This window comes from Pseudoxanthomonas helianthi (assembly GCF_017939625.1).
In the GTDB taxonomy this organism is placed as follows: Bacteria; Pseudomonadota; Gammaproteobacteria; order Xanthomonadales; family Xanthomonadaceae; genus Pseudoxanthomonas_A; species Pseudoxanthomonas_A helianthi.
Genome location: NZ_JAGKTC010000001.1, coordinates 590,519 through 613,858, shown reverse-complemented (window position 1 = coordinate 613,858; position 23,340 = coordinate 590,519). Strand labels below are relative to the sequence as shown.

The window sequence follows — 23,340 nt, the reverse complement described above, 5'->3', positions numbered from 1 at the left end:
TTAGACCCATATCTCGGCAGGCATTACGGATGCGCCGCGCTCGATCTTCGGCTCGACCAGCATGACCGAGCACTCGTCCGTCGCCAGCGGGTGATGCTCCATGTCGCGCGGGACCACATACATCTCGCCGGCCGAAAGCCACACGGCGCCATCGTGCAATCCCAGCATCAGTTCCCCATCCAGCACGAGGACGATCCTGTCCGCGGGAAATCGCCAGACTTCCTTGCCGAGCAGTTTGACCAACTTCAACTGGCAGTTGCCGGTCTCGGCGATGACCCGCGGGGATCCGAGGTCGGCGAACTTGGCGAATTTGTCCCAGAGGTTTATTGCGGCGTTCGGCATGGCTGAAGTTGGAAAGGCGAGTGGGCGGCTCGACGCGTGTTCGGCGACAGGGATAAAATACGAGTGATAGCTCGTATTTCCTACTCGCATTCCGGATGACGCGACATGGCCGGCAAACCGCTTACGAAACCGCGAAAAAAAGCCTCCCAGGAGCGATCGCGCGCGACGGTCGATGCCTTGGTCGAGGCGACTGCTCGCATTCTGGTGAAGGAGGGCTTCGACAAGGCCAGTACCAACCGGATCGCGGAAGTGGCCGGGGTCAGCGTGGGCTCGCTGTACCAGTACTTCCCGAGCAAGGAGGCGCTCGTCGTCGCCGTCATCGGCCGCCACAACCACTCCACCATGCAGCTCGTTCGATCGGTACTTTCCGAGGTCGCCGACCAGCCCATCGAGCATGCGATTCCGAGAATCGTCGCGGTCGCGATCCGTGCGCACCGGATCGATCCGAAGTTGCATCGCGTCCTGACCGAACAGATTCCGCGCACCGGACAGCTCGAGAATGTCGAGGCGTTCAACCGGGAGTACTTCACGCTCTTCCGCGAGTACCTCGCCAACCGCCGGGGCGACTTGCGCCCGGTCGACCTGGATCTGGCTGCCTATGTGTGCGTGACCTCGATAGAGGCATTGGCCCACAACGCGGTGCTGCGCAGCACCAGGCTGACGGACCAGGAAGCGGAAGCCCTGGTGGACGAGGCTTCGCGGATGATCGTCGAATACCTGTCGCGGTAACCGCCTGGTCGGAGTGCGCGGAAGAACCCGCTCGGCGAGCGACCGGCTCTGCCGCCATGTGGTTTTCCGCTCCCTCGTTGCGCACCGGCCTCCGCGGGGTATGCGTCCAGGGAATTGCTCCCACCGAAAGCTTCATTGGAACGCGGCGAAGGCAGCGGCCTATGCTGCGCCAGCCGTCTGAATCTTGCCTTCATCCGGCGCTTCCAAATAAGCGGGAAACCCCATGCCTGTCGATTTCCGAGGCGATGCGAACGCGATGGCAGGGCAGGGAACGGAGCCCGGGCGCCACCGCGGCGCGCTCGCCATGCTCGCGACCCTGTTCTTCATGTGGGGGTTCATCACGGTCATCAACAACACGCTGTTGCCGCATTTGCGCAGCGTATTCGATCTTTCCTACACGCAGACCACGCTGATCGAGTCGGTGTGGTTCATCGCCTACTTCGTCGCCTCGATCCCGTCGGCCAAGCTGATCGAACGGATCGGCTACAAGGCCGCGCTGGTCGTCGGTCTGGCCGTGATGGCCGCCGGTGCGTTGTTGATGGTCCCTGCGGCGAAGATCCCGTCCTATGCCGTGGTATTGACCGCGTTGTTCGTGATTGCCTCCGGCATCACCCTGTTGCAGGTCGCGGCCAATCCCTACGTGGCGGTGATCGGTCCGCCCGCCACCTCGTCGGCACGGCTCAACCTGGTGCAGGCGTTCAATTCGCTGGGGACCACGCTGGCGCCGCTGTTCGGCGGCTACCTGATCCTGGGACGCAGCGCATCCGGCACCGCGGAAGCCGGCGCGGTATCGCTCACGAGGGAGATGAGGCTGGCCGATGCGCAATCGGTGGTGCTGCCCTACATCATCGTCGCCGTTGTTCTGGTCGCGCTGGCGTTCGCGATCGCGCGTTATCGCCTGCCGGCGCTGGGCGGGCCGTCCCGTCCTGCGGCAGCGGAACGCAAGCTTCGTTCATTGTGGAAGCATCGCAACCTGGTTTTCGGTGTGCCTGCGATCTTCATCTACCTGATCGCGGAGATCGGCGTCTCCAACCTGTTCATCAACTTCGTCTCGGCGCCGGAGATCGGCAACCTCACCCACGAACAGGCATCGCGCTATCTGTTCCTGCTCTGGGGCGGCATGATGGTCGGCCGTTTCTTCGGTAGCTTCCTGATGCGTCGCGTCGCACCGGAGCAGGTGCTGGCGGTGGCCGCGATCGGTGCTTTCGTGGTGACGACAGTGGCCGCGACTGCCGGCGGTTCGTTGGCGATGTGGGCGCTGATCTCCGTGGGCCTGTTCCACTCGATCATGTTCCCGACGATCTTCACCCTCGGCATCCGCGGACTCGGTGCGCTGACCGAGGAAGGCGCGGGCCTGCTGATCATGGCGATCGCCGGCGGCGCGCTGGTGGTGGTGCAAGGTTGGATCGCCGACGCCTGCGGGCTGCAGTCTTCCTTCCTGCTGACCGCGGCGTGCGAACTCTACGTGCTCTTCTATGCGATCTGGGGTTGCAAACCCGCTGCTACGCCCGGCGATGTCCGGGTGGGCGAGGCCGAAACCTAGGGAACTCCGAACGACGCGCTTTTGCTCGTCATGAGCCGCCATGCGTCGGTGGAAAGTCCCGTGAGCGCGCGAACCATGGATTGGTATTGCAAAGAGATAACGTCCATGGACCCCCGCTTTCGCGGGGATGACGACACATCCAGAGGTCCCGAGGGCGGTCTGGGCTGCACCGCGCGGGGTCAGATCGGTGCGCTCAGTGCTGGCGGGGCGCGACCGCGTGCAAGCGCAGCTGGCGGGACGGCAGGCCTTCCGCGTCGATGTCGATGACGATGGGGCCGGGCTGCGTGCCGGCACGGACGACGGCGACCACGCGCCCGTGGAAGGTGTCGCGTTCGCCGGACTGGAAGCTGGAAACGTCCACCGGGTTTCCGTTGCCGATGCCGGCCAGCGTTCCCGCTCCGCGCACGCGCACGCGCACCTGCCGGTCGTCCTTGCGCGCGTAGACCGGCGTGCCGTCGGCGTCGTGCAATTCCACCGTGACGTAGGCCAGGTCGTCGCCGTTGGCGGCGAGCCGGGAACGGTCCGCCGACGCAACGGCGGTTGCAGCCGGACCCGCCGTGCGCAATTCCCAACGCCCGGCCTCGCGTCCGTCGCGATAGCCGACGGCAAGCAGGCGTCCCGGTGCGTAGGGCACTTCGTAGACGGCCTTGTATTCGCTGTCCACGCCCACCGGTTTGCGGCCGAGGCTCTTTCCGTTGAGCAGCAGTTCCACTTCAGGGAATTCGGAATAGACCAGCACTTCCTGGCGGCGGCCTTCCTGTCCAGGCCAGGTCCAACTGGGATGCACGTCGTCCAGCGACCAATCGTTGTGCGGCGGCACGATCGGGTAAAAGTGGCGGTCGGGCAGATCTTCGGTGCCCTTGGGTTGCCTGACGAACGCGGAAATCGGCGTGATGCCGGTCTTCCAGACCACCTGGCGATAGTATGCGGCCGGTCGCATGCGTCCGGTCGCGTCGATCTCGCCGCAGTAAGCCAGGTGCCAGGGGTAGGGGCCGAGTTTCTGCCAGTCCTGGCTGTAGCCCATCCAGCCGATGCCGGATTCGCCGAGGTAGTCCACCGCGGTCCAGACGAAGTCGCCGATCACCCACGGCTTGCTTTCGACCGCGCGCCAGTAGGGGAACAGGTCTTGCGGCAGGGACTCGGAGGTGTACATCGCCAGCTGGGGAAGCCGTTCGTGTTCGGCGTCGAAAAGATCGGCGTGGTAGTTGTAACCAACGACGCCGAGTATCGCGGCCTGATTCGTGCTTCTCGGCGGACCGGCGTTGATGGCCTGGGTCACGAGGCGGGTCGGATCGAGGCTGTGCACGCGTGCGGCAAGCTTGCGGCTGGTTTCGACGCCTTCGGGCGTGCCGTCTTCGGGGATCTCGTTGCCGATGCTCCAGAACAGCACGCTGGGATGGTTGCGGCCGCTGACGACGAGACTGTCGATATCCTGCGGCCAGTCTTCCGCGAAGAAACGCGAATAATCCTGCGATTTCTTGTGCTTGTTCCAGCTGTCGAAAGCTTCGTCGATGACCAGCATGCCCAGTTCGTCCGCCGCGTCGAGCGTGGCCTGGCTGGCCGGATTGTGCGCGCTGCGGATGGCGTTGTAGCCGGCCGCCTTCATCAGCGCGATCTTGCGGGCGTCCGCGTCGGGCGCGCCGGCGGCGCCAATCATGTAATTGTCGTGGTGGATGTTGCCGCCGCGCAGCAGCACCCGTTGGCCGTTGATGCGCAGGCCGTTGGCGGCGTCGAGGGAAACCTCGCGGATGCCGATGCGGGTGCGTCGCTCGTCGACGAGCGCACCACCAACGCGGACCTGTTGCACCAGCGTGTACAGATTCGGGGAATCCGGCGACCACAGGCGCGGCCGTGCCACCGCGAGTTCCTGCGACAGTGCGGCGCGCGCGCCGGCGGGAAGCGCCTGCGTCCGCCGTGCTTCGGCGACCGTTTCGCCGTTCGCCGCAAGCAATTTCCCAACCCATTCGGCGGATTGCGCCCTGCGCGAACGGTTGACGATGGCGGCCGTCACCGAAACCACGGCCCGCGCCTCGCTCACCGCCGGAGTGGCGACGAAGACGCTCGCGGGCTCCACGTGGACAGGATCGAGGATATCCACGGTGACCGGCCTGATCAGGCCGGAGCCGGCGTACCAGCGCGAAGACGGATCGGCGTGATCGACGCGCACGGCGATGGTGTTGTCGCCGGCGCGGACCTTGCCGGTCACGTCGACGGAGAACGCGCTGTAGCCATAGCGATGCCGCGCCAGGCGCTCGCCGTTCACCCAGATCTCGGCATCCATGTACACCGCTTCGAAGTTCAGCAGCACGATGCGCGAAGCCTCCTCCGCGGTCAGCGGCAGGTGCCGGCGATACCAGCCGATCCCGCCCGGCAGATAGCCCGAATCCTGGCCGCTGAGGGTGGCAGGGTCGAATGGCGTGCGCTGGGCGGAGTCGTTTCCGCGCGCCTTGTCCATGATCGAGAAGTCGTGCGGCACGGCTACCCGGAGCCAGGATCCATCGTCGAACGCGCTGCGTCCGGCGCCTTCCGCTTCGCCGGCATGGAAACGCCAGTCCTGCGACAGGTTGCGGATTTCCGCCCGGGCCTGCCATGCGATTAGCGCCAAAAACAGTGCGGTTACCAGGCGATACGTCGTCATCGAATTCGTTCTCACGCGCTTCTTCCCATGCTGTTGCCCGTCGCGGGGCCTGCGTTTTCGTCGTGTGCTTGCGGTAACGAAGCGGCGGACACGCCGCCGGTCGTTTCAGTGCGAATCGCGCCCGATACCATCGCCGCTGCCGCCGACGAGGATGTCGAGGCCGGCGCCGAGATGCGCCTGCTGCACGTGGTCGACGTGGAGCTTGGCCCATCCGCGCTCGGGGCCGGCGCTTCGAAATAGTATCGCGTCCTGACCGAGCAAATTCCGCGCAGCGGACGGGTCGAGAATGTCGAGTCGTTCAACCCGGAGCATTTCGTGCTCTTCCGTGAGTACCTCGCCAATCGTCAGGTTGATTTGCGCACGATCCCTGGTAGACGAGGCTTTGCGGATGCTCATGGGCTGCCTGTCGCGGTAGCCGCCTGGCGGGAGTGCAGCGGCGAGTTCGGTGGATGATCGATGGCGACTACCGCCGTGCATCTCTCCATTCCTTTGTTGCGCAGGATTCTGCGCGAGGTATGCGCCCAGGGAATTGCTCTCACCGAAAGCTTCATTGGAATGCGACGAAGACAGCGGCCTATGCTGCGCCAGCCGTCTGAAACCGTGCATTCATCCGGCGCTTCCAAAAAAAGCGGAAAAACCATGGCTGTCGATATTCGAGGCGACGCAAGCGCAATTGCTGGGCAGGGGGTGGAAGGACGCCGACGTGGCGTGCTCGCGTCGAATTCGCTATCGATGGATGCCATTCTCGATATTGGTGTGCCGCATGCTTCGCGGTGAATCTAGACGATCCGCGGATGGCAGGCATCGGCGCCACGAACTCCCTGCGTGATGCCAACGGATATCGGCGTTACCACCATTTTCCCAGCCATGAAACTGTCCAGACGATCTTTTCTTGGATCCGCCGCCGCGGCCACGTTTCCCTTGTGGGGCGCGAGAGCTTCGGCGCTCGCGCCCACATTCGCCCCGATCTGGCGCTCCCTGGTGGACGGCTACCGCGCGCCCGACTGGTTCCGCGACGCTAAGTTCGGCATCTGGGCGCACTGGAGCGCGCAATGCGTGCCCGAGATGGGCGACTGGTACGCGCGCCACATGTACCGCCAGGGCCACCCGCAGTACGAGCACCACCTGAAGACCTACGGCCATCCGACCAGGACGGGCTTCATGGAGATGCAGAACCGCTGGAAGGCCGACGCCTGGGAACCCGAGGCGTTGATGGACCTGTACGAGAAGGCCGGCGCCAGGTACTTCGTCGCGCTCGCCAACCACCACGACAACTTCGACGCCTACGAGTCCAGGTACCACGCATGGAATTCGATGCGCGTCGGCCCCAGGCGCGACATCGTCGGCACCTGGGCCAAGGCGGCGCGTGCGAGAGGGCTGCGGTTCGGTGTCAGCAACCACTCGGCGCACGCCTGGCACTGGCTGCAGACGGCGTACGGCTACGATCCGGAGGGTCCGCTGGCCGGGCAACGCTACGACGCCTATCGGCTGACCAAGGCCGACGGCAAGGGCACCTGGTGGGAAGGCCTCGATCCGCAGGAGCTGTACACCGGCCGCAACATCGTCATGCCCGATGGCATCACGACCATTCGCACCGCCAACGAATGGCACGACGAGAACACCGGCTTCTGGGACGAGAAGCCTCCGGCAGCGAACCCGGCCTTCGTGCGCCAGTGGTACCTGCGTGCGCGCGACCTGATCGACCGCTACCGGCCCGACCTGGTCTACTTCGACGATACCGGCCTTCCGCTCGGCCAGGCCGGCCTGGACATCACCGCGTACTACTACAACGCCAGCATGGCCTGGCACGGCGGCAAGCTGGAAGCCGTGGTCAACGCCAAGAAGATGCCGCCCGAACGTCGCGCGGGCCTGGTCGAGGACATCGAGCGCGGCCAGCGGGACGGCATCGAGCCGTTGCCGTGGCAGACCTGCACCTGCATCGGCGACTGGCATTACAACCGCTCGCTGTTCGACAACCACCAGTACAAGTCGGCTACGAGCGTGATCCATCGCCTGGCGGACATCGTCGCCAAGAACGGCAACCTGTTGCTGTCGATCCCGGTGCGCGGCGATGGCAGCATCGACGCCGACGAGCGCAAGTTCCTCGCGGCGATGGCCGACTGGATGGGGCGCAACGGCGAAGCCATCCATGGCACGCGGCCGTGGCGCAGCTTCGGCGAAGGCCCCACGCGGGTGGGTAGCGGGGGTTTCAGCGAAGGCCAGGCGCAATCGTTCACCGCCGAGGACATCCGCTTCACCAGCAAGGCGGGTGCGCTGTATGCCATCGGGCTGGGCTGGCCGCGCGATGGCGTGCTGCGCATCGCCTCGCTGGCGGAGGACTCGGCCCTGGCGCCGGGCGCCATCGAGCGCGTCGAGGTGTTGGGTTCGACCGAAGCCCTGTCGTTCGAGCGCAGCCGCAAGGGGCTGGAGATCAGGCTGCCGGAGGGACTCGCCGGACAAGCGGCGATCGCGCTGAAACTGAGGGGACCGGGACTCGCATGAGCGTGGCCTCGCGAGTATCCGGAGCGATCCGCGCCGCCGCGCGGCACGCGCTCGCAGCGATTCTCGTCGGCACCGCGCTGGCGGGTGCCGCAACGGCCAGCGCGACAGAGCTGCCGAACGCGCTCGACGCCGCGGGCCAGCTGCAACGGTTGCCCGTCGCGACGCATGCGGGCTTCGGATGGACTCGCGCCTCTGGCGGAGTCGTGTTCCAGGTGAACGGCATGCTGAAGAGCGTGCTGTTCTACGGCGACGGCATCGTGCGCGTCTCGGCGCACAAGGGCGAGGCGTACACCCGGCAGCGCAGTCTGGTCGTCGTCGCGTCGCCGCAGGAACCGCAATTCGACATCGCAGAATCCGTCGACGAACTCGCCATCCTCGGTCCCGGGTTGCGCGTCGTCGTCGACAAACGCAGCGGAACGCTCGCATTCCAACGACCGGACGGCACGCCGCTGCTCCGCGAGCAACAGGCGCCCGTGCTCACGCCGGGCACCGAACCTTCGGGAACCGCGACCTACGCCATCGAGCAGCGTTTCGCACTGACCCCCGACGAGTCGCTCTACGGCCTGGGCCAGTACAACGAACCGTACATGGACTACCGCGGCCGCGACGTGCTGATGGTGCAGACCAACATCGGCATCGTCGTACCGTTCCTGGTGTCGACCCGCCGCTACGGGTTGCTGTGGGACACGTATTCGAAGATGACGTTTTCCGACGGCCCGCAGGGTGCCGTCTTCCGCGCCGAAGACGCGCCTGCCGGCGTCGATTACTACTTCGTGGCCGGCGACACGATGGACGAAGTGATCGCGGGCTACCGCCACCTCAGCGGCGCCGCGCCGATGTTCCCGAAATACGCCTTCGGGCTGTTCATGAGCAAGGAGCGCTATGCCACGCAGCAACGCCTGCTGGAGGTGACGCGGCGCTTCCGCGAGGAACGGTTCCCGCTGGATGTCATTGTGCAGGATTGGCAGTACTGGGGCGGCGAGAAGAACGGCCAGTGGGACGGCAACTGGAGCGGCATGATCTGGGATCGCGAACGCTATCCGGATCCGGTCGGCATGGTGCGCACGCTGCATGACGATCTGCACGCGCGGTTGATGGTCTCGATCTGGCCCTCGGTCGGCAACGACACCGAGCTCGCCCATGACCTCGATGCCGAGGGCTTGCGTTTCGAGCCGCTGCACTGGATTTCCAAGCGCGCGCGCATCTACGACGCCTTCAGCGACGAAGGCCGGGCGATCTACTTCAAGCACCTGAAGAAGGGACTGCTCGATATCCGCGTCGACGCGCTATGGATGGACGGCGCCGAGGTGGAGGTGGGCGGCGCCGCGCACGATCCGGGCGAGGTGGAGGCCGACATCAAGCGCCTCGGCCGCAATGCAATGGGCGACTTCGCGCGCTACCTCAATGTCTACAGCCTGCTGACCACGCGCGGCGTCTACGAAGGCCAGCGCGCCAGCGCCGACCTCGTCGACAAGCGCGTGTTCACCCTCACCCGTTCCGCCTGGGCCGGGCAGCAGCGCTATGCCGCGATGCCATGGTCGGGCGACACCACGGCCAGCTGGGAGGCACTGCGTGCGCAGATCGCCGGCGGCCTGAACGTTTCGATGGCCGGACTGCCGTACTGGACCCAGGACACCGGCGGCTTCTTCGTCAACGTGTCCGGCGGTGAACGCAACCCGGGCTATCGCGAGTTGTTCGCGCGCTGGAACCAGTTCGGCATCTTCAATCCGGTCTATCGCATCCACGGCACGTCGATCGAGCGCGAGCCTTGGGCATTCAAGGCACTCGACCCGGAGGTCTACCGCTCGATCCGCCGCGCCGCCGAACTGCGCTACCGCCTGCTGCCCTACGTGTACAGCCTGGCCTGGGCCAGCACGCACGACGGCTACACGATGATGCGCGGCCTGGCGATGGATTTCCCGGACCAGGTCGCGTTGCGCCACGTGGACGACACCTACATGTTCGGTCCCGCGTTCCTGGTGCAGCCAATCACCAAGGCGATGTTCCATGCCGAACTGCCGCCACCGTCGACGGTACCGGCGGCGCAGCTGCGCACGCCCGACGGCCAACCGGGCCTGGCGCTCGAGTACTACCGTGGCGTGAACTTCGACGCGCTCGCCAGCCGCACCATCGACACGCAGGCCGAACATCATTGGCCCGATCCGCCGCTGGGCAGCGTGCCGCCCGGACTGGAGGGCTTGCACGGCTTTTCGGCGCGCTGGCAGGGCCAGATCGTCGCAGCGGAAGACGGCGAGTACGAGATCGGCGTGGAAGGCGACGATGGCTTCCGTGTCTGGCTCGACGACAAGCTCGTCGTCGAAGACTGGAAGGAAGCCGGTGCGCGCTTCGCAGGGGCACGTGTCGTCCTGCGCAAGGGGCAGGCAGTGCGCGTGCGCGTCGATTACTTCCAGAAGGGCGGCGGACGGGTGATGCGGCTGGCCTGGCGCACGCCGGGCGAACGCGACGCGCTCGCGAATCGCCAGCTCGATCAGCAGCAGAGCACGCTGCTGCCGGCGGGAACCGACTGGTACGACTTCTGGAACGGCCAGCGCCATGCCGGTGGCGCCAGCACCACACGGCCCTACGCGATCGACGAGTTTCCGCTGTTCGTGCGCGCAGGCTCGATCGTGCCGCTGGGTCCGGTGGTCCAGTACGCGAACGAGAAACCCGACGCGCCCTACGAGATTCGCATCTATCCCGGCGCGGACGGCCGCTTCACCCTGTACGACGACGACGGCGAAACCTACCGCTACGAGAAAGGCGAGTACGCCACGGTCGCGCTCGCCTGGGACGATGCCGCGCATGCCCTGCGCATCGGTGCCCGCGAAGGCCGCTTTCCCGGCATGGCGGCTACGCGAACGCTGAACGTCCGGCTGATGCCATCGCGCGTCGGCGACCGCGAACAGACCAAGACGGTGCGCTACGACGGCACGCCGGTCGAACTCCACTTCACGCCATGAAGGTCATCCCATGAAGATGCACAAACAACCCCTCGCGACGATCGCCGCTCTGTCCCTGGCGGCAGCGGCAGGATCCGCCGTCGCCGGCCAGCAAAGCGTCGCATCGCCGCACGGCAACGCGGTCATTCGCGTCGAAGACGACGCCAGCCGCTTCTCCGTGCAGTGGCGCGGGGAAACTGTCGTCGCCGCATCACCGCTGGGACTCCAGCTCGAAGGCGCGCGCCCGTTCGGCGCCATGACGCTCGCAAGCCGCGAAGACACCGAGGTTGACCGCGACATTCCGCTGGTGGCGACCAAGGCGGCGGTGGCGCATGACCGCTACCGCGGTGCGACGCTCACGTTCCGCGAAACCGGAGCGGATGCGCGCAAGCTCATCGTCGAGGTGCGCGCCTACGACGATGGTGTCGCGTTCCGCTACCGCATCGACGACCCGGCGCCGGTGCGCCTGCTCGGCGAGCGCACCGCCTTCATGCTGCCCGCGGATTCCGAGTGCCTGGCGAGCAAGGTCGATTCCGCGCACGAGGCGCTCTTCGAACGCCTGAAGTTCGCGCAGTTGGCCGAAGGCCAGCGCTACGACGTGCCCCTGGTCTGCACGGACCGCTCGGGCCGCGCCTCGCTCGCCATTACCCAGGCGTACCTGGAGGGCTACGCCGGCGCATCGCTGCAACGCGAAGGCGAAGCGTTGCACCTGCGGCTGTCGGCGGTGCCGGGCAGGGCGGGCCCGGCCTTCGTTTCCGAGCACGGACTGCGCACCGCATGGCGCGTGGTGATGCTGGGCGACCGGGTCGGCGACATGATCGGTTCGACCTTGATCGGCAACCTCAATCCATCTCCGGCGAGCGACTTCGGCTGGGTCAAGCCGGGCAAGGCGGCCTGGGATTGGTGGTCCGGTCCGCTGGAGGGCGTGAAGCCGGATCTGGCGACCTACCACCGCTTCATCGACTTCGCGGCGGAGTCGGGCTTCCCTTACTACCTGATCGATGCCGGCTGGGCCTGGGGCGCCGGCCCCTGCTGCGATCCGTTGCCCACCACCGACATCACCCGCGCCGCCGAAGGCATCGACATGCCCGCCCTGGTGCGCTACGCCGCCGACAGGGGCGTCGGCCTGCTGCTGTGGGCGCACTGGGAACACCTGGCGCCGCGCATGGACGAGGTGCTCGATACCTACGCGCGCTGGGGCATCAAGGGCGTCAAGGTCGATTTCATGAACCGCGACGACCAGGAGATGGTCGCGTTCTACCAGCGTCTCGCCGCCGCGACGGCGAAGCGCCACCTGCTGCTGGACATGCACGGCGCCTACGTGCCCGCCGGCCTTCAGCGCACCTATCCGAACTACATCACCCAGGAAGGCGTGCTCGGCGCCGAGTGGAACAAGATGGACAAGCGCATCACGCCCGAGCACAACCTGATGCTGCCGTACACGCGCATGCTGGCCGGGCCGATGGATTACACGCCGGGCGGCTTCCGCAACGTCGCGCCGCAGGCGTTCGAGGTGCGTGCCCGGATGCCGCTGGTCCGCACCACGCGTGGCCAGGCGCTGGCGATGTACGTCGTCTACGACAGCCCACTGCAGATGGTGTCGGACGACCCCGACGCGTATCGCGGCGCCGATGGTTTCGAGTTCATCAAGCGCGTGCCCACCGCGTGGGACGAAACCCAATTCCTTTCGGGCGAGCCCGGCCGCGACATCGTGCTGGCGCGACGCTCCGGCACGGCCTGGTACGTAGGCGCGATGACCGCCGACGAGGGACGCAATGCAAGCGTGCCGCTGCGCTTCCTGCCTGCGGGCCGGTACCGCGCGACGGTGTGGGAAGACGGCGACGCGCCCGATCGCGTCCGCCGCAGCGAGCGGATCGTCACCCAGCGCGATGCGCTCGCCCTGCGCCTGTCGCCGGCCGGCGGCGCGGCGGTGGTGCTGGAGCCCGTCGGCCGATGAGGGCGAAGGTTCCCGATCGCGGTCGCCGTCCGTTCCGACTTCGGCCGGCATGAAACTCGGCCACGCCAACGGTTTCGGCCGGCGCAGCTTCGTCAAGTCCGTGGCCTTGGCGGCGGCCCTGCCGCGCCTTGCCTGGGCCGGCAGCGCCACCGCTGCCGGCACCGGCGTTACCCGCATGTTCGCGCTTGCCGATATCCGTCTGGGCGAAGGCGTGTTCGCCCATTCCCATGCGCTCAACCGTCGCTATCTTGCCGCGCTGGAAGTCGATCGCCTGGTCGCGCCGTATCGGATCGAAGCGGGACTGGCGCCGCGCGCATCCAAGTACCCCAACTGGGAATCGATGGGCCTGGAGGGGCATACCGCCGGGCACTACCTGTCGGCGCTGGCGCAGGAAGCCGCACAGGGCGACGACGAAATGCGCCGGCGCCTCGACGCCATGGTGGCGGAACTGGCCGCTTGCCAGCAGGCGAACGGCGACGGCTACGTCGGTGCCGTGCCCAACGGACGCGCGCTGTGGAGCAAGGTCGCGGCGGGCACCATCGATGCCGGTTCGTTTTCGCTGGGCGATGCGTGGGTGCCGTTCTACAACCTGCACAAGATGTTCGCCGGCCTGCGCGATGCCTGGCTGCATGCGGGCAACCGGCAGGCGCGCGGCATGTTGATTGCCTTCGCCGACTGGGCCGATCGCCTGGTCGCCGGACTCGACGAACGACAAATGCAGGCGTTGCTCGCCACCGAACATGGCGGCATGAACGAAGTGCTCGCCGACGTCCATGCCATCACCGGCGACCGGCGCTACCTGGCGCTGGCCCGGCGTTTTTCCCACCGTGCCTTGCTCGACCCACTGCTGCGCCGCGAAGACGCGCTGGACGGCCTGCACGCCAACACCCAGATCCCGAAAGTCATCGGCTTCGCCCGCATCGGCGAACTGGATGGCGACCAGGCCTGGATCGACGCCGCGGCCTTCTTCTGGGAAACGGTGACCCGGCGGCGCAGCATCGCCTTCGGCGGCAACAGCGTGCGCGAGCATTTCAATCCCGTTGCCGACTTCGGCGCAATGCTGGAATCGCCGGAAGGCCCGGAAACCTGCAACAGCTACAACATGCTGCGCTTGAGCATGCAGTTGTACCGGCTGGATCCGCAGCCACGCTACGCCGATTTCTACGAGCGCACGCTGTTCAACCACATTCTCTCCAGCCAGCACCCGCGGCATGGCGGCCTGGTCTATTTCACTCCGATCCGCCCGCGCCACTACCGGGTCTATTCGCAACCGCAGGAATGCTTCTGGTGTTGCGTCGGCACCGGCATCGAGAACCATGGGCGCCATGGCGCGTTCGCGTATGCGCACGACGGGCAATCGCTGACCGTCAACCTGTACATGGCTTCGCAACTGCAATGGCGCGAGCGCGGGCTGGTTCTGCGCCAGGACACGCGATTCCCGGACGAGGCATCGAGCCGCCTGTCCCTGCAGCTGCGCAAGCCGCAGCGTTTCCGCCTGCGCCTGCGCCATCCGCACTGGCTGGAAGGGCCGCTCGACGTGCGCGTCAACGGCAAACCCTGGCCGCTGCAGTCCAAGCCGTCCTCCTATGCCGGCATCGAGCGCGAATGGGCCGATGGCGATCGGGTCGAGATCGACCTGCCCATGCGCACTCGCGCGGAAGGATTGCCGGACGGCTCGGACCACGTGGCGCTGATGCACGGCCCGATCGTGCTGGCCGCGCGCACCGGCACCGAGCATCTGGACGGATTGATCGCCGATGCCGGCCGCGGCAGCCACGTCGCGGGCGGACCGTTGCTGCCCCTGGATGGCGCGCCGATCCTGGTCGGCGATCGGAATGCGTTGGCAGAGCAGGTCAGGCCTGTTCCGGGACGCCCGCTCACCTTCGAGGCAGGCGCGCTGATCCGGCCCGCAGCGTTCGAATCGCTGCAACTGGAGCCGCTGTTCCGCGTGCATGACGCGCGTTACGTCGTGTACTGGCGCACGGCCACCGCGTCCGCCTATCCCGCGCTGGTGCGGCGGATCGAGGCCGACGAACGCCGGCGACAGGCGCTGGAAGATCGCACCCTGGATCGGGTAGCGCCCGGCGAACAGCAGCCCGAAGTCGAGCACCAGTACCAGGGCGAGGACAGCAACACCGGTGTCCGCATGGGGCGCCACTGGCGCGATACGGGCCGCTGGATGTCCTATCGGCTGAAAGCCCGCGACGGTACCGATCCTGCCACTGCGGTCGAGTTGCTGCTGAGCTTCCATGGCGCGGACCGCAACCGGGGTTTCGACCTGCTGGTCGACGGCCGCCGGTTGGAGACCGTCAGCTTGCAAGGCGATGCGGGCGACACCTTCGCCGAGCGCAAGATCGCATTGCCGAAGGCGCTCGCCCGGACCGCCGTTCGCCGTGGCATCACGGTCAAGCTGGTCGCCTTTCCCGGCCGCCGGACCGCCGGCCTGTTCGATCTTCGCCTGGTGCGAGGCGAATGAAGCGCATGGCAACGCAGGATGTCCAACAGCATGCGCAGGCGAACCTGCAGTGCACGGTCGAGACCGGCCACGCGATGCTGCGCGCCCGCAGCGACGAACTGGCAGGGGCAGAAGGGGTGATCGAGGTGGCGCTGATGATTTCGACAAACGTCCGAGCAACCCAATGACTTCCACCCACCTGGAAACCGGATCAGCTCCTTCCATGAAGCCTTCCCGCCTGCTCTCCCTGATCGCGCTTGCCTGCAGCCTGCTGGCCGGCATCGCGCTGGCGGCCGAGCCCCAGGTCAGCGACGAGCAGCGTTCCGCCCTCAAGACCGCCAACGCCGACCCTACGCTGGCCCCCGACCTGCTGCTGCCGGCAGAGGACATGGCCTGGTGGCGCGACGCCAAGTTCGGCGTCTTCGTGCACTGGGGCCTGTACGCCATTCCCGCCAAGGGCGAATGGCACATGTTCAACGACAAGGTGCCTGCCGCCGAGTACGCCAAGCTCGCCCAGCGCTTCAACCCGCAGCATTACGACCCCGACGCCTGGGCCCAGCTCGCCGCCGACGGCGGCGCCCGCTACATGGTGCTGACCGCCCGTCATCACGACGGCTTCTCGCTGTTCGCCAGCAAGGCGAGCTGGGGCCAGTTCGACGCGCCGCATTCCGCAGCCAAGCGCGACCTCGTCGCGCCCTGGGTGCAGGCAGTGCGCCGCCACGGCCTGCGCGTGGGCCTCTATTACTCGCCGCTGGACTGGCGCTTCCCGGCCTATTTCCACCCGAAGGAAATGCCGGAGAATGCGCGCGAGCTCAAGCAGCAGACCTACGGCCAGATCCAGGAGCTGATGAGCCAGTACGGCCGCATCGATATCCTCTGGTACGACGGCGGCTGGCTGGCCCACCAGGGAACCGACGCCGATGCCGCGTGGTTCTGGGAGCCGGACCGCCTCAACCGCATCGTGCGCAAGCTGCAGCCCAAGATCGTCATCAACCCGCGCTCGGGCTGGCAGGGCGACTTCGACACCGTGGAAGGCGACGCCCCGATCGAGGGCCCGATCCGCGCGCGCCCCTGGGAGAAGACCTTCTCGATCAACGGCGCCTGGGGCTATGTGCCCGAAGGCAACGTGAAGAGCGCCGACCAGGTCGTGGACGCGATGGTCAATGCGGTCGTGCGCAATGGCAACCTGCTGGTCAACCTGGGCCCCGACGCCGACGGCGTCGTGCCGCCCAAGCAGAGCGAGACGCTGCGCGGTGTGGGCCGCTGGCTGCATCGCTATGGCCAGGCGGTCTACGGCACGCGCCCGGGGCCGCTGCAGCCGGTGGACGGCATCTACGGCATGACCCAGCGCGGCGACAAGCGCTACCTCTTCGTGCAGCGCTGGCCTGACGCCGAGCTGGCGCTGCCGGTGCTGCCCGGGAAGGTGACGGGCGTGCGCAACCTGTCGGGTGACAAGGTGGCCTGGCGCGACGGGCCGCAGGGCCTGAGCGTATCGGTGCCCACGAGCCGGCGCGGCGAGCCGTTCACCGTGCTGGAGATCAGCATTGCGGCCGACTCCCGCTGAGGTACTACGCGACCCCTCGATGACGAGCCGCACAGAGCGACACACATGCACATTCCCTTCAAGGCCATTCCTTCCAGAGGTTCGCCCATGCATTTCCTGATCAGACGTGCCGCACATGTCGTCGCCTTACTCGGCTTGATCGCCCTGGCGCCCGTGCAGGCCCACGAAACGCTCAAGCTCGACACGCCCAAGCCATCGCTCGCGCTAACGCCGCCGATGGGCTGGAACTCGTGGAACAAGTTCGCCTGCAACGTCAGCGAGCAACTGATCCGCCAACAGGCCAATGCGATGGTGGCCTCGGGCATGAAGGACGCCGGCTACCGGTACATCGTCATCGACGACTGCTGGCAGAAGAGCCGTGACGCCGACGGCAACATCGTCGCCGATCCCGAGCGTTTCCCCAGCGGCATCAAGGCGCTCGCCGACTACGTGCATTCGAAGGGGCTGAAGTTCGGCCTTTATTCCGACGCCGGCGTGCTGACCTGCGGCGGCCGACCTGGCAGCGCCGGCCACGAGTTCCAGGACGCGCGCCAGTATGCGAAGTGGGGCGTGGATTACCTGAAATACGACTGGTGCAACACCGGTCCCCGCAACGCGGAAGCCGCCTACACCATCATGGCCAAGGCGCTGCGCGAATCGGGGCGCGACATCGTGCTGTCGATCTGCGAATGGGGCGACAACCACCCCGAACGCTGGGCGCAGCCGGTGGGCCACCTGTGGCGCACCACCGGCGACATCTTCGACGCCTGGCAAGGCAAGGAAAAATGGTCGCACGGCATGACCGACATCCTCGACCTGCAGGCCGAACTCTGGCGCTATTCGGAGCCGAACGCCTGGAACGACCCCGACATGCTCGAAGTCGGCAACGGCGGCATGACCACCACCGAGTACGAATCGCACTTCTCGCTGTGGGCGATGCTGGCGGCGCCGCTGATCGCGGGCAACGACCTGTCGAAGATGGACGCGGACACGCGCCGCATCCTCACCAATGCCGACGTCATCGCGGTCGACCAGGACCCGCTGGGTCGGCAGGCGCGGCGCATCTGGAAGGAAGGCGATCTGGAGATCTGGGCGCGCCCGCTGAAGGGCGGTGAGCAGGCGGTGGTGCTGTTCAACCGTGGCAAGGCGCCGGCCACGATGAAGGTCGGCTGGGACCAGCTCAACCTGCCCGAGGGCCTGACGGCCGACGCCAAGGATTTGTGGAACAAGCAGGTCTCGAAGGGCCTGCGCGGCAGCTATGCGGGGACGGTCGCTCCGCACGGCGTGATCATGCTGCGCATCACCCCGGTGCCATGACCAACACGCGCAATGGGGCGTCGACCCGCGGTCTTCGCGTCGCGTCGCCCGATACGAACCAGGAGAACGAGATGCAAGCACCCCTGTTGGAACCGCGGCGCGCGTGGCCATCGAAGGCCTGGTCGCTGACTGTCGTGATGGCGGCGATCCTCGGCGCCGTACCCATCGCGGCGGCCGCGGCCGAAGCCGCACCACGCGAGATCACGGTCGACCTGGCGCGCGCGCAACGTCCGCTGGACCGCTTCTTCGACCTGTCCGTGGGTTCGGATTTTCCGGGCACCTTGATAAGGCCGGACAGCCAGGCGCACCTGAAGCTCGCCGTGGACGAACTGGGATTCCGCTACGTCCGCTTCCACGACATCTTCCACGATGCGCTGGGCACAGTGCGGGTGGTGGATGGGCGCACCGTGTACGACTGGACCAGGATCGACCAGCTCTACGACGACCTGTTGTCGAAAGGGATCAAGCCCTTCATCGAACTTGGATTCACGCCGCAGGCGATGGCCACTTCGGAGCAGACCATCTTCTACTGGAAGGGCAATACCTCGCATCCGAAGCTGGCGCCGTGGCGCGAGCTCGTCGATGCGTTCGTGCGCCACCTGCGCGAACGTTACGGCGTCGCGGAAGTACGGCAGTGGTATTTCGAGGTCTGGAACGAGCCCAATCTCGCCGGATTCTGGGAAGGCGCCGACCAGCAGGCCTACTTCGAGCTCTACGCGGCGACCGCCAGGACGATCAAGGCGATCGACCCGACGTTGCAGGTCGGCGGCCCCTCGACCGCAGGTGCGGCGTGGGTGCCGGAATTCCTCGCCTACGCGCACAAGAACGGCGTGCCGGTGGATTTCGTGACCACGCACGCCTACGGCGTGGACGGCGGTTTCCTCGACGAGAAGGGCGAGTCCGATACCAAGCTTTCGCCATCCCCGGACGCCATCGTCGGCGACGTGCGCCGGGTGCGGGAGCAGATCGGCGCCTCGCCATTCCCCTCGCTGCCTCTGTACTTCACCGAGTGGAGCACCAGCTACACGCCGCGCGACGCCGTGCACGATTCGTATGTCAGCGCGCCGTACATCCTCAGCAAGCTCAAGGCCACGCAGGGCATGGCGCAGGGCATGAGCTACTGGACCTACACCGATCTGTTCGAGGAACCCGGCCCGCCGCCGACGCCGTTCCACGGCGGCTTCGGGCTGCTCAACCGCGAAGGCATCCGCAAGCCGGCGTTCTTCGCCTACAAGTACATGCACGCGCTGCGCGGCAAGGAGATTCCGTCCGCCGATCCCGAGTCGCTGCTGGCGACGGATGGCGCCAGTACTTCGGCATTGATCTGGAGCTGGAACCAGCCCCGGCAGGACGTCAGCAACCGGCCGTTCTACACCCGGCTCGTTCCCGCCACGCCGGTATCCACGGCGCGGCTCACGTTCAAGCACCTCGCGTCGGGTGCGTACCGGCTCCAGGTCAAGCGCACCGGGTTCCGCGCCAACGATGCGTACTCGGCCTACATCGAGATGGGCGCACCCGCTTCCCTGAGCGACAGCCAGATCGGCAAACTGCACGAACTGACCCGCGACTTGCCGGAGACCGATCGCAGGGTACAGGTCGGGCCCGCCGGCGAGTTCGGATTCGAGGTGCCCATGCGCAGCAACGATGTCGTGCTGGTGACGCTGACGCCGGAGCCGGGCCAACGCTGATGCGTGGACCGTGCCTGCTTTATGACGCGTCGCCTGAACATGATCGCAAGAGAGAGCGAGGTAATCCAATGAATCAGAACCGCATGCGCAACCCGTTGGTACGCCAGGAATGTTCCCGCGAGCGAAACACAGCCCTGCGCATGACGTCGATCGGCGTCGCCGCTTGCCTTCTGCTGATCGCCATTGCCGTCCCTTCGTTCGCGCGCCAGGTGGAGCAGGTCACCCCTGATCGGGCACGCGCCAATTTCGCCCGTCCCATCGTGCTGGCCCCCGACGATGTGCGCGCGTTTCCCGATGCGCCGGCAGGGTTCAGGGAGGCGCGCCCGGGCGGCGCGCAGGGCAGGGTGGAGGAACTGGTCTATGCGTCGGGCGTCACCGGCACGCAACGCCGGGCCAACGTCTACCTGCCGCCCGGATACTCGGCCGACCGCAAGTACCCGGTGCTCTATCTGCTGCATGGGATCGGCGGCAACCAGGACGAGTGGCGGGGCTACGTCCGCGCGAACACCATCCTCGACAACCTGATCGCCGACGGCAAGGCGGTGCCGATGATCGTGGTCATGCCCAACGGCCGCGCGCTGGCGGACGACCGCAGTCCGCCGCAGGATCGGGTGTTCACCGAGGAGAACGCGGCCGGTTTCGCCAAGTTCGAGCGCGACCTGCTGGAATTCCTGATCCCGGCGGTCGAGAAGAAGTATCCGACGTACGCGGACCGCGAGCATCGCGCCATCGCCGGCCTGTCGATGGGCGGAGGACAGGCATTGAACTTCGGCCTGGGCCATTCCGATACGTTTGATTGGATCGGTGCCTTCTCCCCGGCCCCCAACACGCGTCCGCCGGCGGAACTGCTGCCGAAGCCGGAGGAGGCGCGCCGGCGATTCGCACTGCTATACCTGTCGTGCGGCAACCGCGATGGCCTCATCAACGTTTCGCAGGGCGTGCATGTGTATCTGAAGCAACACGATGTTCCGCATGTCTGGAACGTCGACGACCGCGGCCACGATGGCGACAGCTGGGCCAACAACCTCTACCACTTCGCGCAGAGGATCTTCCGCTGAGCGGGTGAGAGTTCCCGATGCCGCGCAACCCTTCACCGCCGCGCACCGTTGCCTGATCGTTCCGACGAGCACCGCGGGCCAACCGAAAAACCACCGACCGACCACGAGAAATCCCATGAAATCGACGATGAAACGCTTGCTTCCCACTGCGGCCCTGGCGTTGTCCCTGTGCACGACCGCGACCATCGCCGCCGAGCCCGCGCAGGTGCGCCTGACCGTCTCGACGGAAGCCGCAGGCCCGCGCATCGAACCTGAGGTCTACGGCCATTTCGTCGAACATCTCGGCACCGGCGTCTATGGCGGCCTGTGGGTGGGACCGGAATCTAAGATCCCGAATACCCGCGGCTGGCGCAACGACGTGGTCGAAGCGTTGCGCCGCCTCGAGGTGCCGGTGATGCGCTGGCCCGGCGGTTGCTTCGCCGACGACTACGACTGGCGCGACGGCATCGGCGATCCGGCCAAGCGCCCGGTTCGCTTGAACCGCTGGTGGGGCGGCGTGCCCGAAACCAACCGCGTCGGCACGCACGAGTTCATGGACCTGGCCGAGATGCTCGGCAGCGAGACCTACATCGCGGCGAACATGGGCTCGATGTCGCCGCGTGACGCCAGCCAGTGGCTGGAATACATGACCTCGGACAGCAAGTCCTCGCTCGCCGAGGAACGCCGCCGCAACGGCCGCGACCGGCCCTGGAAGGTGAAGTACATGGGCGTCGGCAACGAGAGCTGGGGTTGCGGCGGCAACATGCGCCCCGAATACCAGGCCGACCTGCACAACCGCTATGCCACCTACCTGCAAGGCACGCAACGCGTGGCTTCCGGCGACGGCCAGCAGGACGATCACCTGGTCGAAGTGCTGATGGAGCGCTCCGGCGCGCACATGGATGCGTTCAGCTTGCACTACTACACCATGGCCGGCCCCTGGGAAGACAAGGGACCGGCCACCGGGTTCGGTGCCGACCGTTGGGCGAAGGAGTTGCAATCCGCGCTGGGCATCGAGAAACGCATCGTCGCGGTGTCCAACATCATGGACAAGCACGATCCGAAGAAGCGCATCGCGCTGTATGTCGACGAGTGGGGGACTTGGCATGCTCCGGATCCGGGCACCAATCCGGGATTCCTGCAGCAGCAGAACACGCTGCGTGATGCGCTGGTCGCGGCGCTCACGTTCAACGTGTTCCATCGCCACACCGAGCGGGTGAAGATGGCCAACATCGCGCAGATGGTCAACGTCCTGCAGGCCATGGCGCTGACCGACGGGCCACGCATGACGCTCACCCCGACCTACCACGCGTTCGACCTCTACAAGCCGTTCCGCGGCGCGGTACCGCTGACGGCGAAAGTCGAGGCGCCGCGCTGGCACCAGGGCGAAGTCGAGCTGCCGGCCGTGGACGTGTCGGCGGCGCGGACTGCGGACGGCGGCACGGTGCTCGCACTGGTCAACCTCGACCCGGAACGGCCCGCGCGCGTGCAGACCAATCTCAGCGGCGCCGTGAGCGGTCGCATTCTGACGGCCGGTGCCATGGATGCGCACAACACCTTCGCCCAGCCGAATGCATTGGTGCCAGCGCCCTATAGCGCGGGAACGAAGGGAGCGCCGCTGGCGCTGGAATTGCCGCCGAAGTCGATCGTGGTGGTGGCCGTGTCGCAGTGAGTCTGCGTTACTTCGGTCGATGATTCGGGTAAGGCGGCTTGCGTGCCTGGCAAGCCGCTTGTGGCGCATATACGAAAACTCCGCTCCGGATCGGGATGCCGTCACGGTTGAGTGACGGCTTCCGGCCCGGAGAGGGCACGCGAGGGCCCTTCATCGATCCGATCGCCAGAACCTCCCGACAGAGGAATAGCAAGGCGGCCAAGGCCTGGTTCTGCGTGCTGGGGGCAACCCGGTGGCGGCGGGCCAGTTCGCTCAGGAAGTGTTCGATGGCGACTCCGTCTAAATCGCGCGGGTGTCGGCGACCATTGGCATGGATATACCTGCGAATCCAATACAGATAGGCCTGCTCTGTGCGCAGGCTTTAGTGCTTCAGCCGCAACTTGCGTCGAACTTCGTCGAACAACCGAGGCCTTTCGGCGGGCTCGGGTTGATTGCTTAGGGCTGCAGAATTCTCCACGTCGGGCATTAGACGGTCTCCTTACCGTATAACACCCTCAATGTTTCATCTGGGGCCACTGCAAGCTGCCCGTGCAACCCCCGGATTCTTGTAGGAAAAGTCTGATTGACTGGCTCACGAGGACGTGTCCAGAATCCGCGCTACACCCCACTTTGGGGTCTAATCGTAGTTAGGCCTCAATGGAGACTGCGTTGGAATTCGAAGACTTCATCAGCGCAACTTGCAACATCCTGGAAGAGGACGGATTTGCCGCCTATCTTCCGACGCTGTATGCCGGTGGCGAGATTCTCGTCGTGGAGGGCATTCCGTCGTCTGTCGCGGATACGGACGCCTTAAACAACCTTGGGCCCGATCATGGCCTTGGAGCACCAGGAACGTTCTTTGCCGTTCTCGCCTCCCCGAACACAGTTGTCGCCGGTCAGTTCGCCTCAACGGGTTGGCAATTTGTTGACATCCAACAAGGCGATTCCGGCTTTGTAGTCACGTCGGCTGAGCGGCCGTTGTGGTTCCGGCTTTGAGGC

Annotated in this window: 18 protein-coding genes; 14 read left to right on the top strand and 4 right to left on the bottom strand. The window is 66.3% G+C overall.

Translation table 11 applies throughout. The annotated features are described in order from the left end of the window. Nucleotides 1-342 (bottom strand): cupin domain-containing protein, encoded by a 342-nt coding sequence (locus tag J5837_RS02890; protein ID WP_210535211.1) that lies wholly within the window; start codon nt 340-342, stop codon nt 1-3. A 105-nt stretch (nt 343-447) separates the two neighbouring features. Between J5837_RS02890 and J5837_RS02885 the strand changes: the two genes are divergently transcribed. Further along, a complete protein-coding gene (locus tag J5837_RS02885; RefSeq protein WP_210535210.1) occupies nt 448-1,071 on the top strand; it encodes a TetR/AcrR family transcriptional regulator in 624 nt (207 codons plus the stop codon). Nucleotides 1,072-1,375: 304 nt separating this feature from the next. After that, nucleotides 1,376-2,614: a sugar MFS transporter gene (locus tag J5837_RS02880; RefSeq protein WP_244755540.1), complete on the top strand. Its 1,239-nt coding sequence runs from the start codon at nt 1,376-1,378 to the stop codon at nt 2,612-2,614. Nucleotides 2,615-2,807: 193 nt separating this feature from the next. Here J5837_RS02880 and J5837_RS02875 read toward each other — a convergent pair whose 3' ends face one another. Together J5837_RS02875 and J5837_RS02870 are read right to left on the bottom strand one after the other, a co-directional pair. Then, nucleotides 2,808-5,252 (bottom strand): glycoside hydrolase family 2 TIM barrel-domain containing protein, encoded by a 2,445-nt coding sequence (locus J5837_RS02875; protein WP_210535208.1) that lies wholly within the window; start codon nt 5,250-5,252, stop codon nt 2,808-2,810. 105 nt (nt 5,253-5,357) lie between these two features. Further along, on the bottom strand, nt 5,358-5,648 hold the full coding sequence (locus tag J5837_RS02870) for a hypothetical protein (protein WP_210535207.1): 291 nt from the start codon (nt 5,646-5,648) through the stop codon (nt 5,358-5,360). A 60-nt stretch (nt 5,649-5,708) separates the two neighbouring features. Between J5837_RS02870 and J5837_RS02865 the strand changes: the two genes are divergently transcribed. From J5837_RS02865 to J5837_RS02815, 11 genes are all read left to right on the top strand, one after another. Then, entirely contained in the window at nt 5,709-6,029 is a 321-nt protein-coding gene (locus J5837_RS02865) for a hypothetical protein (RefSeq protein WP_210535206.1), read from the top strand. 90 nt (nt 6,030-6,119) lie between these two features. After that, nucleotides 6,120-7,754 (top strand): alpha-L-fucosidase, encoded by a 1,635-nt coding sequence (locus J5837_RS02860; RefSeq protein ID WP_210535205.1) that lies wholly within the window; start codon nt 6,120-6,122, stop codon nt 7,752-7,754. Further along, nucleotides 7,751-10,714, top strand: coding sequence for a glycoside hydrolase family 31 protein (locus tag J5837_RS02855; RefSeq protein ID WP_210535204.1), 2,964 nt, complete (start codon nt 7,751-7,753; stop codon nt 10,712-10,714). The genes J5837_RS02860 and J5837_RS02855 overlap by 4 nt, the downstream gene beginning before the upstream one ends. Nucleotides 10,715-10,730: 16 nt before the next feature. Beyond that, nucleotides 10,731-12,650, top strand: coding sequence for a glycoside hydrolase family 97 protein (locus J5837_RS02850; protein ID WP_210535203.1), 1,920 nt, complete (start codon nt 10,731-10,733; stop codon nt 12,648-12,650). A gap of 49 nt (nt 12,651-12,699) precedes the next feature. Then, nucleotides 12,700-15,126 (top strand): glycoside hydrolase family 127 protein, encoded by a 2,427-nt coding sequence (locus J5837_RS02845; RefSeq protein WP_210535202.1) that lies wholly within the window; start codon nt 12,700-12,702, stop codon nt 15,124-15,126. 5 nt (nt 15,127-15,131) lie between these two features. Continuing rightward, complete coding sequence (locus tag J5837_RS02840) at nt 15,132-15,293, top strand: hypothetical protein (RefSeq protein ID WP_210535201.1); 162 nt, start codon at nt 15,132-15,134, stop codon at nt 15,291-15,293. Between the two features lie 35 nt (nt 15,294-15,328). Further along, nucleotides 15,329-16,669 (top strand): alpha-L-fucosidase, encoded by a 1,341-nt coding sequence (locus tag J5837_RS02835; RefSeq protein WP_210535200.1) that lies wholly within the window; start codon nt 15,329-15,331, stop codon nt 16,667-16,669. 87 nt (nt 16,670-16,756) lie between these two features. Then, on the top strand, nt 16,757-17,965 hold the full coding sequence (locus J5837_RS02830; protein WP_244755538.1) for a glycoside hydrolase family 27 protein: 1,209 nt from the start codon (nt 16,757-16,759) through the stop codon (nt 17,963-17,965). Between the two features lie 137 nt (nt 17,966-18,102). After that, on the top strand, nt 18,103-19,653 hold the full coding sequence (locus J5837_RS02825) for a GH39 family glycosyl hydrolase (RefSeq protein WP_210536114.1): 1,551 nt from the start codon (nt 18,103-18,105) through the stop codon (nt 19,651-19,653). Continuing rightward, nucleotides 19,653-20,711: an alpha/beta hydrolase gene (locus J5837_RS02820; protein ID WP_210535199.1), complete on the top strand. Its 1,059-nt coding sequence runs from the start codon at nt 19,653-19,655 to the stop codon at nt 20,709-20,711. Before J5837_RS02825 ends, J5837_RS02820 begins: the two co-directional genes overlap by 1 nt. 127 nt (nt 20,712-20,838) lie before the next feature. Next, on the top strand, nt 20,839-22,362 hold the full coding sequence (locus J5837_RS02815; RefSeq protein WP_210535198.1) for an alpha-N-arabinofuranosidase: 1,524 nt from the start codon (nt 20,839-20,841) through the stop codon (nt 22,360-22,362). 7 nt (nt 22,363-22,369) lie between these two features. Here the strand turns inward: J5837_RS02815 and J5837_RS16595 are convergent, their stop codons facing one another. Further along, nucleotides 22,370-22,720, bottom strand: coding sequence for a phage integrase N-terminal SAM-like domain-containing protein (locus J5837_RS16595; RefSeq protein ID WP_425504826.1), 351 nt, complete (start codon nt 22,718-22,720; stop codon nt 22,370-22,372). 290 nt (nt 22,721-23,010) lie between these two features. On the opposite strand from J5837_RS16595, the gene J5837_RS02805 reads away from it, so the two are divergent. Next, entirely contained in the window at nt 23,011-23,337 is a 327-nt protein-coding gene (locus J5837_RS02805; RefSeq protein WP_210535197.1) for a hypothetical protein, read from the top strand. Nucleotides 23,338-23,340 lie beyond the last annotated feature (3 nt).

What these genes read in the sequence shown, in the direction of transcription:
- J5837_RS02855 (WP_210535204.1), top strand. Translation starts at nt 7,751, where the DNA reads ATGAGCGTGGCCTCGCGAGTATCCGGAGCGATCCGCGCCGCCGCGCGG.
- J5837_RS02830 (WP_244755538.1), top strand. Translation starts at nt 16,757, where the DNA reads ATGCATTTCCTGATCAGACGTGCCGCACATGTCGTCGCCTTACTCGGC.
- J5837_RS02880 (WP_244755540.1), top strand. Translation starts at nt 1,376, where the DNA reads ATGCTCGCGACCCTGTTCTTCATGTGGGGGTTCATCACGGTCATCAAC.
- J5837_RS02835 (WP_210535200.1), top strand. Translation starts at nt 15,329, where the DNA reads ATGAAGCCTTCCCGCCTGCTCTCCCTGATCGCGCTTGCCTGCAGCCTG.
- J5837_RS02875 (WP_210535208.1), bottom strand. Translation starts at nt 5,252, where the DNA reads ATGACGACGTATCGCCTGGTAACCGCACTGTTTTTGGCGCTAATCGCA.
- J5837_RS02820 (WP_210535199.1), top strand. Translation starts at nt 19,653, where the DNA reads ATGCGTGGACCGTGCCTGCTTTATGACGCGTCGCCTGAACATGATCGC.
- J5837_RS02865 (WP_210535206.1), top strand. Translation starts at nt 5,709, where the DNA reads ATGGCGACTACCGCCGTGCATCTCTCCATTCCTTTGTTGCGCAGGATT.
- J5837_RS02840 (WP_210535201.1), top strand. Translation starts at nt 15,132, where the DNA reads ATGGCAACGCAGGATGTCCAACAGCATGCGCAGGCGAACCTGCAGTGC.
- J5837_RS02870 (WP_210535207.1), bottom strand. Translation starts at nt 5,648, where the DNA reads ATGAGCATCCGCAAAGCCTCGTCTACCAGGGATCGTGCGCAAATCAAC.
- J5837_RS02890 (WP_210535211.1), bottom strand. Translation starts at nt 342, where the DNA reads ATGCCGAACGCCGCAATAAACCTCTGGGACAAATTCGCCAAGTTCGCC.
- J5837_RS02815 (WP_210535198.1), top strand. Translation starts at nt 20,839, where the DNA reads ATGAAACGCTTGCTTCCCACTGCGGCCCTGGCGTTGTCCCTGTGCACG.
- J5837_RS02860 (WP_210535205.1), top strand. Translation starts at nt 6,120, where the DNA reads ATGAAACTGTCCAGACGATCTTTTCTTGGATCCGCCGCCGCGGCCACG.
- J5837_RS02825 (WP_210536114.1), top strand. Translation starts at nt 18,103, where the DNA reads ATGGCGGCGATCCTCGGCGCCGTACCCATCGCGGCGGCCGCGGCCGAA.
- J5837_RS02885 (WP_210535210.1), top strand. Translation starts at nt 448, where the DNA reads ATGGCCGGCAAACCGCTTACGAAACCGCGAAAAAAAGCCTCCCAGGAG.
- J5837_RS02850 (WP_210535203.1), top strand. Translation starts at nt 10,731, where the DNA reads ATGCACAAACAACCCCTCGCGACGATCGCCGCTCTGTCCCTGGCGGCA.
- J5837_RS02845 (WP_210535202.1), top strand. Translation starts at nt 12,700, where the DNA reads ATGAAACTCGGCCACGCCAACGGTTTCGGCCGGCGCAGCTTCGTCAAG.